This is a genomic window from Streptomyces rhizosphaerihabitans, assembly GCF_025399795.1.
Taxonomy (GTDB): Bacteria; Actinomycetota; Actinomycetes; order Streptomycetales; family Streptomycetaceae; genus Streptomyces; species Streptomyces rhizosphaerihabitans.
In genome coordinates this window covers 37,615-51,623 of the sequence record NZ_JAODTZ010000038.1, presented here as the reverse complement: position 1 = coordinate 51,623, position 14,009 = coordinate 37,615, and the positions used below count along the sequence as shown (strand labels likewise).

Here is a 14,009-nt window from a genome sequence, read left to right as displayed (position 1 = left end):
GGTGACGGGCGTGGCGCCACGGCTACCTTCGACGATGTCAGCGGGCGCGCAGCCGCTGTCGGACGCCGGCCGCGTTCCGGTCCCGCAGCCGCCGCCGGCGCGTCATGCTCGAGCCGAACCCCAAGTCCTTCGGAAGGCAGTCCCACTGGATCCCGGTGTGCAGCACGTACAGGATCCCGAACGGAGCACGTCCCGGTCCGGCAACGGCTTGCGGCCCGGATGCCGGAAGCGCCGCTCGTGTCGCGGGAGGAGCGGCTCCAGGTGGTCCCAGAGTTCGTCCGGCACGATGCACGGTGATGTTCCGACACCGGACCGAAGGCCCAACTCCCGTGTCAGACGCGGTCATCGGGGCCGATTCACCTGTGTCAGCCCTAATCAGTAGGGTGTTGGCGTGCCGTCTTCCACTGCTCCGAAGCAATCCATGTCTCGGGGTGTGCTCTCGTCGCTGCCGCGACCGCGTACACGTCGCCAGTGGCTCACCACCGCTCTCGTCGTGATCGCCGGTGGTACGTGGCTTCTGCTGGGCACCGGACCCCGACCCGGCGACCACGCCCCCATGGCCATATGCGCCGTCGACGGCTTCACCCTCACCCTGCGGGCCGACGTGGACGCGGACGGGCACCTGGACGAGATCAACGAGGTCACCAGCTCAGTGGTCTTCCAGAAGGACGATCACCGGACCGTTGTCAAAGTCGACGCTGCCCGCGGGTTCTGGCAGAAGCTGCGAGGCGCGTCGAAGAAGGACATGAAGACGCGGGGAGCCTTCGGCGACTTCGACGGCGACGGTTACCTCGACCTGGCCTTCTTCTACAGCCAGCGCAACAATGGCGACTCACCGCAGGACAACATGGTGGTGCACGAGGTGCACTACGGGCCCCTCGCCCGCGACCTGAGCAGCGACCGGACCGGCACCATCCGTATTAGGTCATCGTCGTTCGTGTACGAAGCACGGGCCATCGACACCGACCACGACGGCCGCGCCGAGCTGGAGGTCTTCCAGTCGGCCGGGGACGGCGGCGTCTCCCGCCGCATCGGCCGGCAGGACAGGGGCGGCGTGTCTGTGAGCCGTGAGGAGACCGGCTTCTACGGGGAGTCGGACTTTCCCTCCCGTGACCCCGACGCCCTCGGCTACGGCGCCTGCGAAGATCGCTAGTGCCCCAGGTCGCGGACTCCCTCATGGGGAGCTGCAGCGAGCAAGTCCGTCCTGCCCATGAGCACCAGGTGAGGATTCCGGGCCTGATGCCCCACCCGCGTCGCGGTTGTTCATCCGTCATGGCCGGATCGGACTTTTACGGCGGTGGACCGGGAATCATAGTGAGGTGCCCCACTCGCATGTTCCGCCCCTCGCAGCCGACGGCCGCGGCAATGACCTGGTCTCCTTCGCACGCGGGACCGAAGGCGCGCCACCGTGTGACGCGCCGCTGCCGGCGGCGTTGGTCGCCATCTGGCACGCCGACCGTGTCCTCGTGGTCTTCGACCGATTCCGCCAGGCGTGGGAACTGCCCGGCGGCTGCATAGAGGAAGGCGAATCCCCTCGCCAGGCGGCCGCGCGCGAATTACTGGAGGAGAGCGGCCAGATACCTGACGGGCCGTTACGGTTCGTCGGCTACGCGGGTTTTGTACTCGCACCCGACCGGCGAGCTGAGAACGCGGCGTTGTTCGCAGGCCGTACCACCGACATTCGGGACTTCCAGGCCAGCGAGGAGATCGCGGCCATCCGCTGGTGGAACCTCCGGGAAGTCCTCCCAGGACGTGTTCAATCCCTGGACGCCTACCTCGCGCGCCTCACGTGCGAGTCGGGCTCCGGTCCCTCCCACGATCCACCGTGACGTCAAAACTCAAGCTACGGCGTGCTCTAAAGTGGATCAAGGTCGTCAGTGACGGCCGGCCGTCGTCCGGGCCTGAGATCACTGGCCTGACGCCGATCTGAGGAGGGGTGAATTGCCCGCTGTGGTGCTCGTTCACGGCCTGTATCACCGTCCCGAGCACTTCGCCGTGGTGGCAGAGCGTTTGCGGACCGCGGGAAGCGAGGCTGTCGTTCCCGAGCTCCACCGGGGCTCATTGCCCGCTGATACAGCCGCGGTTCAGGCTGCCGTCGACGCACTACCGGAGCCCCCGATCGTGCTCGGTCACTCCTACGGCGGGTCGGTGATCACCGGGGTCCGCGGAGCAAGCCACCTGGTCTACCTGGCGGCCTTCGTGCCGGACGTCGGCGAGAGCGCGGCCGGTCTGGGCGGGACGTCCCCGCAGCTCCAGGACGCAATCAGCCCTGAACCCGACGGTTCGACCAGCCTGTACGCCGACCGGGCCGCTGCCACTCTCTATGGCGACTGTCCCGAACCTCTCGCCGCATGGGCGGTTGACCTACTGCGTGCCCAAGCCCCCGGCTGCGGACGGGGAGTCCCGGAGTGCCACAGCTGGAAGCGCACGCCCTCCACCTACGTCATCTGTGCACAGGACCGGGCCATCGACCCTGGCCTGCAACGGAAGATGGCCTCGCGCTGCACCGACGTGCGCGAGTGGCAGACGGGCCACTCCCCGTTCGTGGGACAGCCCGATCTCATCGTTGAACTGCTGCGGGAACTGCTCGCTACCAACGCCGCGCACAGGCGAGATGAAGGGGCAACACCTACTCGTTGACCTCAACGCGCTCGGCCGCCACAGCTTCCGTGCCTCCAACCCGGTCGACGACGGCCTGCGCCCGCCGCGCGACACGGGTGCGGGCGATCTCGACGAGGACGAGGCGGAATGAGATCGGCCAACGGTTCAGCAGGCGGCTTCCAGGGTGCTGATCGGTTCGCCGTGAGCAGGGGGACGTGAGCAAGGGGGACGTGAGCAGAGGGAGAGGGGTCGGGGCGCTGCGGTCCAGGTACGGACTGAACGGTGCCACCAACCCATCGCCCACGGTCTCGGTCAGCCACTGGGCTTCACCGACTTCCTGCTGGGTCAGCCGTACATCGCCACGCGGTACAGAGTCACAAGCGCGTCGTCGATGGGATGGGGCTGCGGCCTGCCGGAGGAGTCGAGTCTGTTCCACCTCTGCAGGTTCACCGCGACGGACATCTGCCGTTTGCCGTCGGCACGGGTCATGGCCAGCGCTCCACCACCCCAGACCGTACCGCCGTGGCCCCAGAAGGTGCCCTGACCGGGAGCCTCCATCGGGTGCAGGCCGAGGCCGTAGTCGATCGTCCTGCCCTCCTGGGAGACGACCGGGACGGTGCGTTGCATCTGCGCCAGCGACGACGGACTGACGATCTCGCCGGCCAGCAGCATGCCGAAGAAGTGGTTGAGGTCCGTGACAGTCGATATCAGCGAGGCGGACGGCCCCACCCATGACATGTCGTAGACGCTGTAGTCGCGCGGCGGGTCGATCATGCCGAACCACGCCTCGTAGAGCTGCGAGTGCGGCCCGTCGACGTACGGTCCGGTGGGGAGTTCGGTGTCCCGGAGCCCGGCGCGCTCGATGACGTTCCGGGTGATGTACCGCTCGGCCGGAGTGCCGGTCACCTGTTCCAGAAGGTGGGCGAGGAGCAGATAGTTGGTGTTGGAGTACACCCCCGGAGTACCGCCCGGAGTACCGCCCGGGGTGCCGACGGCAGGTGCGGTGACCCCCATCTCGATCAGGTCGGCAGGGTCGAACCGCGTGAGCCGGTGGTCGTCCAGGCTCTGGGGTCCAGTGTCCGCGAGAGCGGGATACGCCTTGAGGGAGGGGTAGGCGTACGGGAGGTACTCGGCGAGGCCGCTCGTGTGGTTGAGCAGCATCCGGACCGTGATCGCGTCACCGCGTTCTCCGGGAACCAGCTTCGGAAGGTACCGGCCGATCGGTGCGTCGAGGCCGATCCGACCGCTCTCGACCTGCTGCAGAACTGCGGCGGCGGTAAAGGTCTTGGTGATGCTGCCGACGCGGTGCCGCATGTCGGCAGTGACGGGACGGCCGGTGACAACATCGGCGACCCCGGCGGCGCCGCGCCAGACCTGGTCGCTGTCTCGCACCTCGGCGAACAGTCCCGGCATCCCGGCGCGGTGGACGTTCTCGATGGCTGCGTTCAGTGCCGCGCAATCCAGTGGGCTCTTCACGTCATGCGTCCTTTCGTGTTCCCCGGGGTGAGCTCCGCATCGGTCGCCTGACCCGGGCAACAGGGCACGAGTGGCATGCCGGCCCGCCCGGCATGCTCATGCACTCATTATGCACGCGGTGCGTGCAACGCCAAGTGCATAGGCTAGGCTGAGATGTGGCGAGAGGAGCAAGATGGCAGGCCGAAGGCGTTGGTCAACCGAAGAGATCCTGGACGCGGCGGCGGAACTGCTGCGCACGAGCGACGCGGATTCGTTCAGCGTGCGCAAGCTGGCTGCGGCCCTTGGCACCGATTCCTCCAGCCTCTACCGGCACTTCCGTAGCAAGACCGAACTGCTGCGCGCGGTCGCCGACCGGATTCTTCTGGCCGCGATGGACGGCTACCGCCCCGAAGGCGACTGGAAGCAGCGCATCACGTCCCTGGCCCTGCATGTGAGAGAGGCGTTCGGGCGGCAGCCGCAGCTCGCCGCGGTCTGGGGACGCTACGCATCAAGCGGCACCGGTTCCCGGCTGGTCATGGAAGAGGTGCTGCAGGCCCTGCGCGCGTCGGGGCTGCCCGACGAGGAGATCCCGGCGCGCTACCACCGGCTCGTGGTCCTCGTCGCGGCGTTGATCGCCTCCGAGGCCGGGGTCAGCACCGTCACCCCCGAAGAGTACGAACAGGGCATGGAGCTGTTCCGCGTGGCGGTTCTGGGCGCCGACCCCGAACGCTTCCCGGCCCTGGCCCACTTCGCCCGTGACATCCGTCCCCTCGGGGTGGATCGCCGTGCCGCGTTCGAAGAGATCCTCGCCGCCCAACTCGCCCACATCGAGGCCGAAATCCGCCCGAGCCGGCCGACGGGCTCGGTAGACGATGGCACCCTCAAGTGACCAACGCACCAACCGCGAATGATCATGTGGTTGCGTCGGTGACGGCGATGCGGATGGCCTGGTAGGCGGTGAGCGGGGCGTAGATCTCCTCAGGTCGGACCGGCCGTTGACCACCAACCCGTACGCCTGACTTCACGGCCTTGTCCACATGCCAGTGACGTCACGTCAGCGACCAGCGCACGGAACTTGTGCCAGACCCTTGAAGTGGTTCCGGCTGTCGGTGCGAGGCGGTCCCACCGGTGTCTCGTGGTGGCATGATCGCGGCATGACTGCAGTGCTGCCGCGGACGATCCGGGCCGTCGACACAGCGCGGCTCGTGCGGCTGGGGGAGGAAGCGGCGCGTCTGGGCTTCAGCCAGCGCCTCCCGGCCGATTGGCTGCGGAAGCACGCGGCGGCCGAGGCGGTTCACCATCTGTTCCCGGCGATGGAGCATCGGCTCGGCCATCGACCGGAACTGTCACCACAGTGGCGGTGCGAGCTGTTGCTCATGGTCCGGACCGGCGAGGAGGTGTTGGGCCTGCTCGATGTCCTGCCTGCCGCTTTCCAGGAGCTGCCGGAGACACTGGACGCGACAGCGAAGTCTGCCATTGCGGCCCGTATGAAGCGTGCGCTCGCCGTACGGGAATGGCTCGAGCAGGAGCGGTGATCCTGCTCCGGCGTGGGCGCCGACGCGGTCAGGTGACGGCCTTGGGCTGTTGCTGGGCCTGGGTGCGAGCGAGGCGGCAGACCTGGAAGCGTTCGGCGGGTCGGCGCCGCGGCCGGCCGTCTTTGACGACGTGGAGGGCCAGGCGCAGGCAGCCGGTCTCAGCCAGGGTTGCACTGCGGTGTGGTTCGAGGGTCCTTCTGTCGCTGGTGCAGATGTCGCGATCCACACCAGGCCAGAAGGCCCTCACCCGTCTTCAAGACCGATCAGCAGCGCACCCTGTCACCAACCGCCGTGGACAGTCCTTAGGGCGCTGATGAGGACTCGATGGCTACGGCCGTCCCTGTGATCGCGATGCCTGTCTCTGGATCTTCCGGGACGGTGACGGTGATGGTGCTGGGTCGCCCCATGTCGTCTCCTTGGCGGACCGTGATCTGAGCGGGTAGCGGAGCGAGGCCCAGTTCTCTGACATAGCCTCCGAGTGCTGCGGCGGCGGCCCCGGTGGCCGGATCCTCGAACACGCCCCCGGTGGGGAACGGGTTGCGTGAGTGGAAGACCTCCGGGGATTCTCGCCAGACGAGGTCGATGGTCACCCATCCGTGCCGGTCCATGAGCTCGGCCAGTTCGTGCATGTCGTAGTCAAGAGCGGCCAGGCGGGCGCGGTCCGCGGCGGCCAGTACAGGATGCCAGGCGCCGGCGTAGGCGACTCTGGGCGGCAGGGCGGGATCGAGGTCGGGCAATTTCCAGCCCAGTACGTTCAGCAGAGCGGTGAGCTGTTCGTCCGACATCGCGACTGTGCGGGGTGGCACGCTCGTCAAAGTCGCGGTGATGCGGCCCGACTTGTCTCTTGTGGTCCGCACGGGGACGAGGCCGGCCCGCGTGTGGAAAGTGAGCTCACCGACCCCATGCAGATGGGCGTGGACGACTGCGGCGGCAATGGTGGCGTGACCGCAGAAAGGCACTTCGGCAGTCGGACTGAAGTAACGCACGGACATGTCATCGCCTTCGCCGGGAACGAGGAAGGCCGTCTCGGAGTAGCCGACGTCTTTGGCGATTCTTGCCATCTCGTCGGCGCTCACACCCGTGGCGTCGAGCACCACTCCGGCAGGGTTGCCACCCTGAGGGTCGGTCGTGAACGCCGCATAGCGCAGAACTTCCACAGTCACATCTCCAAAATGGGCATCTTGTCGTTCGGGTGTCAAAAGCCCTACGGGAATGGGTGATTCACCCCTGTGCCGGCAATTCACCGTTGACAGTGGGTCCGAGGGAGAATCCGAGTGCGATGCGTCGATCACCGAGACTTGGTCGCACCGCATGATAGTTGCGGGAGTTGAACAATAGTGTCACCCTCTCGCAGCGTGAAAGACCCTGCCTGCAGGGGAAGTCGGGCGTCAGGGCGGAGAAGCGGCCGAAGTGCGATTGGGTGAAGCAGTCGTGGCGGACCGGCTCAAGTGGTCGGGGTGATCCTCCGCATCAGGCCTCGGTCAGGGCGGTTGCAAGTTCCGGGGTCGTGCGGCTGGTCGGGTTGTGACCGGTTGGGGCGCACAACAAGGCAGGCACGGGCTTCGTGATCATTGTGGTGTCTAAGCCAGATGATCATGAGGTGGCCCGTGCCTGCTGCTGCGTCCTCTCCCACTACCTGCCGTGCTGGTGAAACTGGGCCCGCTGGACAGCGGCCGGATCGCCGACCTGCGCCCCTACTTCGACTCGGTGCCCGACCCGCGCGCACGGCGGGGCCGGTGGTACTCACTCACAGCGATCCTGCTGGTGTGCGCCTGTGCGCCTGCGCGGCTGTAGGGATGTCACCTTCGCCGAGGACGCCTCCACCGTCCACGCCGGGACCGCACTACGGGCCATGGCGACCCTCCGCAACCTCGCCATCGGCGCGCTGAAAACCCTCGGAGCCGACAACATCGCCAAGACCACCCGGGCGATCCGCGACGAGCCCCAACGAGCACTCCCCATCCTGGGCATCACCAACAATCCGGACGCCCATGGAACTTGATCAAGCCCTGCACCAGTGCAGCACCACGAGAACATCGACTCACGGACAGCCGGCAGACTTCACCTCACCGCGTGAAGATCACCAACAGCATCCAGAAATTGAGTCAGAGCCGAAAAGCGTGACCGCCACGGCTTCTCACTGCAAGCGACGTCACACCGACCTCGACTGAACCCTTCACCCAGATGATCCGTCAGATCGCCAAGTGCAACTGGAGTACTGGGGCACCAGCACCCGAACGGGCGACCCGGTCCCGCCTGTCGCCGCACCTCAGGTTTCGCTCAACCGTGCGAACGGAGGTGGGAGTCGGCGCTAGGGTCTCTCCTCGGCGGCTGTAGAGGCCGTTGTCGACCAAAGAAAACCGAGGGGAACGCGTGCGCCGAATTTCGCGAATCATGTCGGCAGGCTGTGTCGCAGCGGCACTGGCCGTCATCAGCTCCACACCTGCGTCCGCCGCTGTGCCCATGAGTTGCCCGATGACCAAGGGCTACGATTTTTCCGGCAGTCACAATTACTACCGGGACCTGGAACCCCGTTCCGGCGGCGACAGCGGTACGACAATCAGCATCACCTTCCACAAGGGAAAGACGACGACGTCCACCGTGGGCGGAGCGATCACGGGCGAAGCGAAGGTGGTCTTCGTCAAGGCGTCGGCGTCGTTCGACTACCACTTCGCATGGCAGTGGACGAACAGCTCGACCTACACGTGGTCGTGGAAGGTGCCGAACAACATGAGGCACGGTTACCTGCACGCGGGTGTGAAGCTCAGGTACACGAAGTGGAACTACAACCAGACGCAGCCCAACTGCAGCACCAAGGTGCTGCGCAGTGGATCAGCGCGGCTGCTCTACAAGGGTCGCGAAACCTGGCACGGAAAGAGCTGATGCGCAGAAGACATCTGGCCGTACTGCCAGTCATCGTCATCCTGGCCGCCGGGTGTGGGGGAGGGGGAAATCGGGCTCCTGTGGGCAGCCCGTCGAAATCAGTGCTGGTGTCTGATCCGGACCGTCCTGACAGCGGAAAGGAGACGCCGGGCCATCTCGGACCCGGGACGGTCAAACTTCCTGTTTCTGCTGACCTGATCGCCGAACTAGGCGTCCGCTACGACTGTCTCGGACCTGGCGGTCTCACTGTCACTAGCGGAACCGGCCTCAGCGCCGAGGTCGGTGGCTGCGACGACAGCGCCACGTTCGGCGCCCGCATCAAGGCGAAGGATTTGCGCGGCAGAAAATTCGCGGACACGGTCACCGTCACGGTTGGCAAGCGTACGAGGTGGCGTATGTCCGTGGACATCACCACCAAGGACGGTGTGAAGCAGACCGTCCACGGCTGATCGCGTGGCGAGACCCCCGCTGATGCTGATCTCTGACTACGGGCTGACGCGGGGGCGACAAGTTCCAGGCCGGTTCCGGCCAGGAAACCGATGAGGAGTTCGGGGTGGCGCTGGGCGTAGCGCAGGGTGCTCTTCGTGGCCCAGTACTCCAGTCGTACTTCGTGATCTGACGGATCAACGGGGTGGTGGGTTCAGTCGAGGTCGGTGAGGCGTCGCTTGCAGTGAGAAGCCGCATCTCAACCGATCTTGAAACCTGCAGGTCGAACGGAGTTCCTGGTCGGGTGATCTTCCGGCCGTACGCGCATGAAGGCAGGGCCTCCTGGTAGCTCGGGGGTGCGACCCCATTCCGAGCGTTCCGGGAGGCCCTGTTGCAGGGCGGTTGCAAGTTCCGGGGTCGTGCGGCTGGTCGGGTTGTGACCGGTTGGGGCGCATAACAAGGCAGGCACGGGCTTCGTGATCATTGTGGTGTCTAAGCCAGATGATCATGAGGTGGCCCGTGCCTGCTGCTGCATCCTCTCCCATACCTGCCGTGCTGGTGAAACTGGGCCCGCTGGACAGCGGCCGGATCGCCGACCTGCGCCCCTACTTCGACTCGGTGCCCGACCCGCGCGCACGGCGGGGCCGGTGGTACTCACTCACAGCGATCCTGCTGGTGTGCGCCTGCGCGGCTGTCTCGGGAGCCAGGAGCATCGACGAACTCGCCGAGTGGAGCCAGCGTGCCTCGACGGCACTCCTGACGGCGATCGGGATCCGCCGCCACCTGCTCAGATGGCGGCGCACTCCGCCGGCCACGATCGGCCGTGTGCTGGGGGCTGTTGACGGTGACGCCCTGGACCGGGCGGTCGGCGCCTACCTGGCCGACCGGCACCGCGCCGCCACCGAACCCGCCCAGGCTTCGTCGCCCTCCGGGTTCGGGCCGTCGCGTGTGATCGCTGTCGACGGCAAGGCACTCAAGGGATCAGCCCGTCTCACCGCGACGCGCCGACATCTGCTCTCCGCGGTCACCCACGGCACCGTCGTGACCCTTGCCCAGGTAGAAGTCGGCGCGAAGACGAACGAAACCACACACTTCTGTCCACTGCTGGCACCGCTGGACCTGACCGGCACCGTCGTCACCTTCGACGCCCTGCACTCGGTCAAGTCGAACATCTCCTGGCTGGTCGAGACCAAGAAGGCCCACTACATCGCCGTGATCAAGACCAACCAGCCCACCGTCCACGCCCAACTCGCCGCCCTGCCCTGGCAGTCCATCGCAGTCCAGCACACCGCCTCCGGGGCTGGACACGGACGCCGCGAGTCCCGCTCAATCAAGACTTGCTCGATCGCCGACAAACTCGGCGGAATCGCCTTTCCCCACGCCCGCCTGGCCATCCGCATCCACCGCCGCCGCAAGCAGACCGGCCGGCGTGAGACCCGTGAGAGTGTCTACGCCGTCACAAATCTCGACGCCCACCAAGCCGGTCCCGCCGATCTGGCCGCCGCGATTCGCGGGCACTGGGGCGTGGAGAACTCCTCGCACCACATCAGGGATGTCACCTTCGCCGAGGACGCCTCCACCGTCCACGCCGGGACCGCACCACGGGCGATGGCGACCCTCCGCAACCTCGCCATCGGCGCACTGAAAACCCTCGGAGCCGACAACATCGCCAAGACCACCCGGGCGATCCGCGACGAGCCCCAACGAGCACTCCCCATCCTGGGCATCACCAACAATCCGGACGCCCACGGAACTTGATCAAGCCCTGGGCCTCGGTGCGGCCGGTCAAGGCAGGATCTCGACGTACCCGTCCGTTCCGTGCACGCGGATCCGCTGCCCGTCCCGGATCAGCCGGGTGGCCTGCTCCACCCCCACGACGGCCGGCAAGCCGTACTCCCGGGCGATCACCGCGCCATGGGTCATCAGGCCGCCCACCTCCGTCACCAGACCCGCGACTCCGACGAACAGCGGCGACCAGCTGGGGTCCGTAAAGGTCGTGACCAGGATGTCGCCCGCTTCGAGATCGGCCTCCGCCATGTCAAGGATGACGCGGGCCCTCCCCTCGATGGTCCCGGCGGAAACCGGTAGGCCGATCAGGGCGCCGGCCGGCACGCCGTCGCGCCGGTACGCCCCGGTGACAGCCTCGCCATCCGACGTGAGGACCCGGGGCGGTGTGAGCGCGTGGTGCGACCCGAACGCCTCCTTGCGCTGCTGGACGAGCTGGTCATCCACCTGGTGCGAGCGCACGACGTCGTGGAGTTCCTGGAACGTGAGGTAGAAGATGTCCTCCCTCTCAGGAAGCACGTCGGCCTGCACGAGGCGCTCGGCCTCCTCCAGCAGGGCCTGCTTGTAGACGAAGTAGCGGCTGACGATGCCGTACTTCGGGTATTCCCGGTACCCGATGAAGGTTCTGACCCGGTCGATCATTCGCTCGGCCTCGTCGGCTTTCCGGTCCCCGTCAGGCAGGGTCCTCAGCCGTGACAGCACGTCCTCTTCCTTCTTCAGCGACTTCTGCCGCCCTTGCTCGAAGCGCCGCCCGGCGGCGCCCGGCTCGAAGTTCCTGACGTTGTCGAGGATCACGGGCACGAGTGTGGCGGGGCGTTCGCGCCAACGTGGCCTCGTGATGTCGATCTCGCCGACGCAGCGCATGCCGTACCGGTCGAGGTAGGTCTCGATGGCGTCGCGCGCTTCGGTCCCGCCCGTGAGCTTCGCCAGCTCGTCCAGGAAGTCCTCGTCCTCGACGCCCTGCAGGAACGCCACCACCTCCGGCTGCGGGCGGATCACGTCCGCGACGTCGAGCAGCGCCAGTCCCATCTCCGAGGTGATGTTGTCGGGGGCGGACAGCGTGAGCGTGTCAGCCGCGTTCTTCTCGCCCAGCCACTCCTCCAGCTTGTCGTTGAGCCACCACGTGGCCTCCATCCCCGCCATGATCGCCTGCACGCTCAGCGGATCACTGAGGACTCGCTTGTGCTCCTCGAAGGCCTCCAGCAGGAAGTCGAACAGCGCCGGTCCGCTCTTCGTCCGGATGCCGCGCTCCAAGGCGGCGAGGGATACCCGGGTGCGCTCGATCAGCTCGGTGACGATGGCCGGATCGGTCTCGATCGGGGCGGACGCGCCGCCGACCGGCGGCCCGCCGCGGCCCGCGTCCGGGAGCGAGGGGACGAAGTCGTCGCGGTCCAGGACGGTCTCCAGAGCGTCCCTGACCAGCGGATCGCCTCTCCCCATGATGTCCAGGAGGGCGGCGCGGCTCGCGGGCGAGGCCAGGCGCCGGGTGACGTCGACGAACAGCCTCCCGCCGGCCTCGTGCATCGGCACCATGGCCGTCAGCTGCCACATGGAGAACCCCAGGGGCTTCATGGGGTCGGTCATCATCTGCTGATGCCCCACGGAGACGTAGACGTGATTCTCCTGGTCATCGGCCTCGGGGATGGGGAACAGCGTCGTGATCGGCCGGCTCTGAACGATCTGGAAGCCGTCATCGGCCAGGCACCATTCGATGTCCTGAGGGCGGCCGAAGTGTGCTTCGATCCGCCGGCCGAGCTGCACGAGCCGCACGACCTGCGCATCCGTCAGCGCCGGCTGCTCCTGCCGCTGCGAGTCGATCGCCACTTCCTGCGTACCGCCGGCCGGAAGGGCGTGAACGGCACGCTGTTTGGCGGCGATCGCCTTGGCGACGACTTCGCCGTGCCGCACCTTGAAGACGTCCGGGTTCACCAGGCCGGAGACCAGAGCCTCGCCGAGGCCGAAGCCGGCGTCCACGGTGGCGACCTTCCGGTTGCCCGTGACGGGGTCGGCCGTGAACAGGATGCCGGCCGCATGCGGGAAGACCATCTGCTGCACGACCACGGCCATGTGGACCGTGCGGTGGTCGATGCCGTTCCGCTGGCGGTAGGTCACGGCCCGCTCGGTGAACAGCGAGGCCCAGCACCGGCTGACGTGCCGGAGGATCGCCGTCGGCCCCACGACGTTCAGGTACGTGTCCTGCTGGCCGGCGAAGGAGGCCGTCGGCAGGTCCTCTGCCGTCGCGCTGGATCGGACGGCGTAGGCGGCTTGCTCGCCGAGTCGGGCGAGTCCGCTGGTGATCGCCGCCGCGAGATCGCCCGGGATGGAAACCTCTTCGACGGCCGAACGAATCTGCGCGCTGAGCGTACGGATCCCCTCCCGGTCGTCCGGGTTCAAGCGCGACAACCGGTCGAGCCGATCGTCGATCGACGGCGCTTCCGCCATGATCCGACGGAAGGCGTCCGTCGTCACGCAAAAGCCACCCGGCACGCGGATGCCCTCGATCCGCGACAGACCGCCCAGGTGAGCGCCCTTTCCACCGACGGCCGCGACCTGAAGCTCGTCGACCTCTTGAAGATCCAATACGTACTGCTCGATCATTCCGATACCTCCGATACGGCCGTGCTCCCTTGCACTGCGGTGGCCGATCGAATCACCGGCGCCTCCGACTCCGTCGAACTTCTTGTCGAGCATGTCCTCATCCCCGGTTGCCTTACCTTCGACGAGTCGGCCGGCCGCTCCGCCCGGTCGGGCGGCACGCACCCCGTACCTCCGCGCCGAGCACCCGCAACTGCACTGCCGGTTCCCACGACTGGTTCGACGTCACCACGTTCCCCCCCCCACACGTCGACTCCATACGTCGACCCCACATGTCGACAACAACACGTGCACGTCGTGCCGCCTTTTCCGCAGTTTGTGGCATCGGCCGACGATTCTGCGCCGTGACCCGGGTCTTGCGGCAAGCCCCCCAGCGCGCTATATGTTGAGAGTGGCAAGGAGAGAGAGCTCTCCTTGCCTTTGCCTTTTGCCGTCCGGGGGAACTGGAAAGCGTCTCTCCGAAGTGATGGCGCGGCGCGTACGGGTACGCGTCGTCGGCCCAGGCGGATGCCCCCTCGGCCTACGGATGCAGCCGCGGAACCAGATGTTCTTCCCCTTGTCGGCAAGCCCGAACGCCGAGCGCGCCGCATTCTCCCGGAGGCCTTCGCGCCACGCGAGTGCTGCGCCAGGTTCGCCGGACGGACGCCTCGGGTGAGCGCCCATTTCTGGAACCGTTTGCAGGTCGGAGGCTTGTCGCTGCTGGCCGATCGGTCATAAGTCGGTCGCGCT

The 14,009-nt window shown here is 67.0% G+C and carries 14 protein-coding genes and 1 pseudogene; 11 read left to right on the top strand and 4 right to left on the bottom strand.

Going from position 1 to position 14,009, the window contains the following annotated elements; all coding sequences use genetic code 11:
* Nucleotides 1–49: 49 nt before the first annotated feature.
* Nucleotides 50–336 (bottom strand): annotated as a pseudogene (locus N4G66_RS30755) (transposase); the annotation flags it as partial.
* Nucleotides 337–421: 85 nt separating this feature from the next.
* Here N4G66_RS30755 and N4G66_RS30750 point away from each other — a divergent pair.
* The 4 genes from N4G66_RS30750 (at nucleotide 422) to N4G66_RS30735 (ending at nucleotide 2,752) form a co-directional block, all read left to right on the top strand.
* Entirely contained in the window at nucleotides 422–1,153 is a 732-nt protein-coding gene (locus tag N4G66_RS30750; RefSeq protein ID WP_261707523.1) for a hypothetical protein, read from the top strand.
* 166 nt (nucleotides 1,154–1,319) lie between these two features.
* Complete coding sequence (locus N4G66_RS30745) at nucleotides 1,320–1,829, top strand: NUDIX hydrolase (RefSeq protein ID WP_261707522.1); 510 nt, start codon at nucleotides 1,320–1,322, stop codon at nucleotides 1,827–1,829.
* A gap of 112 nt (nucleotides 1,830–1,941) precedes the next feature.
* Nucleotides 1,942–2,640, top strand: a complete 699-nt coding sequence (locus tag N4G66_RS30740) for an alpha/beta fold hydrolase (RefSeq protein ID WP_261707521.1) — start codon at nucleotides 1,942–1,944, stop codon at nucleotides 2,638–2,640.
* Nucleotides 2,615–2,752 (top strand): hypothetical protein, encoded by a 138-nt coding sequence (locus N4G66_RS30735; RefSeq protein ID WP_261707520.1) that lies wholly within the window; start codon nucleotides 2,615–2,617, stop codon nucleotides 2,750–2,752. The genes N4G66_RS30740 and N4G66_RS30735 overlap by 26 nt, the downstream gene beginning before the upstream one ends.
* A gap of 194 nt (nucleotides 2,753–2,946) precedes the next feature.
* Here the strand turns inward: N4G66_RS30735 and N4G66_RS30730 are convergent, their stop codons facing one another.
* Nucleotides 2,947–4,077 (bottom strand): serine hydrolase domain-containing protein, encoded by a 1,131-nt coding sequence (locus N4G66_RS30730; protein ID WP_261707519.1) that lies wholly within the window; start codon nucleotides 4,075–4,077, stop codon nucleotides 2,947–2,949.
* A gap of 172 nt (nucleotides 4,078–4,249) precedes the next feature.
* Between N4G66_RS30730 and N4G66_RS30725 the strand changes: the two genes are divergently transcribed.
* Both N4G66_RS30725 and N4G66_RS30720 read left to right on the top strand, forming a co-directional pair.
* Entirely contained in the window at nucleotides 4,250–4,945 is a 696-nt protein-coding gene (locus tag N4G66_RS30725) for a TetR/AcrR family transcriptional regulator (RefSeq protein ID WP_261707518.1), read from the top strand.
* Nucleotides 4,946–5,210: 265 nt separating this feature from the next.
* Nucleotides 5,211–5,591: a hypothetical protein gene (locus N4G66_RS30720; RefSeq protein ID WP_261707517.1), complete on the top strand. Its 381-nt coding sequence runs from the start codon at nucleotides 5,211–5,213 to the stop codon at nucleotides 5,589–5,591.
* Nucleotides 5,592–5,893: 302 nt separating this feature from the next.
* On the opposite strand, the gene N4G66_RS30715 is transcribed toward N4G66_RS30720, so the two are convergent.
* On the bottom strand, nucleotides 5,894–6,748 hold the full coding sequence (locus N4G66_RS30715; RefSeq protein ID WP_261707559.1) for a PhzF family phenazine biosynthesis protein: 855 nt from the start codon (nucleotides 6,746–6,748) through the stop codon (nucleotides 5,894–5,896).
* Between the two features lie 484 nt (nucleotides 6,749–7,232).
* On the opposite strand from N4G66_RS30715, the gene N4G66_RS30710 reads away from it, so the two are divergent.
* From N4G66_RS30710 to N4G66_RS30690, 5 genes are all read left to right on the top strand, one after another.
* Nucleotides 7,233–7,385 carry a transposase family protein gene (locus tag N4G66_RS30710; RefSeq protein WP_261707516.1) on the top strand — a complete coding sequence of 51 codons (153 nt, stop codon included), beginning with the start codon at nucleotides 7,233–7,235 and terminating at the stop codon, nucleotides 7,383–7,385.
* A 58-nt stretch (nucleotides 7,386–7,443) separates the two neighbouring features.
* The gene (locus N4G66_RS30705) at nucleotides 7,444–7,593 is read left to right on the top strand and encodes a hypothetical protein (protein WP_261707515.1); all 150 of its coding nucleotides are present in this window, start codon (nucleotides 7,444–7,446) and stop codon (nucleotides 7,591–7,593) included.
* A gap of 473 nt (nucleotides 7,594–8,066) precedes the next feature.
* Nucleotides 8,067–8,474 carry a hypothetical protein gene (locus N4G66_RS30700; RefSeq protein WP_261707514.1) on the top strand — a complete coding sequence of 136 codons (408 nt, stop codon included), beginning with the start codon at nucleotides 8,067–8,069 and terminating at the stop codon, nucleotides 8,472–8,474.
* An 80-nt stretch (nucleotides 8,475–8,554) separates the two neighbouring features.
* Nucleotides 8,555–8,923, top strand: a complete 369-nt coding sequence (locus N4G66_RS30695) for a hypothetical protein (protein ID WP_261707513.1) — start codon at nucleotides 8,555–8,557, stop codon at nucleotides 8,921–8,923.
* A gap of 529 nt (nucleotides 8,924–9,452) precedes the next feature.
* A complete protein-coding gene (locus N4G66_RS30690) occupies nucleotides 9,453–10,658 on the top strand; it encodes an ISAs1 family transposase (RefSeq protein ID WP_261707512.1) in 1,206 nt (401 codons plus the stop codon).
* Nucleotides 10,659–10,685: 27 nt separating this feature from the next.
* Here the strand turns inward: N4G66_RS30690 and rph are convergent, their stop codons facing one another.
* On the bottom strand, nucleotides 10,686–13,283 hold the full coding sequence (gene rph, locus N4G66_RS30685; protein ID WP_261707558.1) for a rifamycin-inactivating phosphotransferase: 2,598 nt from the start codon (nucleotides 13,281–13,283) through the stop codon (nucleotides 10,686–10,688).
* Nucleotides 13,284–14,009: the final 726 nt, after the last annotated feature.

Bases quoted from the DNA above. Each gene is read 5' to 3' on its own strand.
- N4G66_RS30750 (WP_261707523.1), top strand. From the start codon at position 422: ATGTCTCGGGGTGTGCTCTCGTCGCTGCCGCGACCGCGTACACGTCGC.
- N4G66_RS30735 (WP_261707520.1), top strand. From the start codon at position 2,615: ATGAAGGGGCAACACCTACTCGTTGACCTCAACGCGCTCGGCCGCCAC.
- N4G66_RS30725 (WP_261707518.1), top strand. From the start codon at position 4,250: ATGGCAGGCCGAAGGCGTTGGTCAACCGAAGAGATCCTGGACGCGGCG.
- N4G66_RS30720 (WP_261707517.1), top strand. From the start codon at position 5,211: ATGACTGCAGTGCTGCCGCGGACGATCCGGGCCGTCGACACAGCGCGG.
- N4G66_RS30705 (WP_261707515.1), top strand. From the start codon at position 7,444: ATGGCGACCCTCCGCAACCTCGCCATCGGCGCGCTGAAAACCCTCGGA.
- N4G66_RS30700 (WP_261707514.1), top strand. From the start codon at position 8,067: ATGACCAAGGGCTACGATTTTTCCGGCAGTCACAATTACTACCGGGAC.
- rph (WP_261707558.1), bottom strand. From the start codon at position 13,283: ATGATCGAGCAGTACGTATTGGATCTTCAAGAGGTCGACGAGCTTCAG.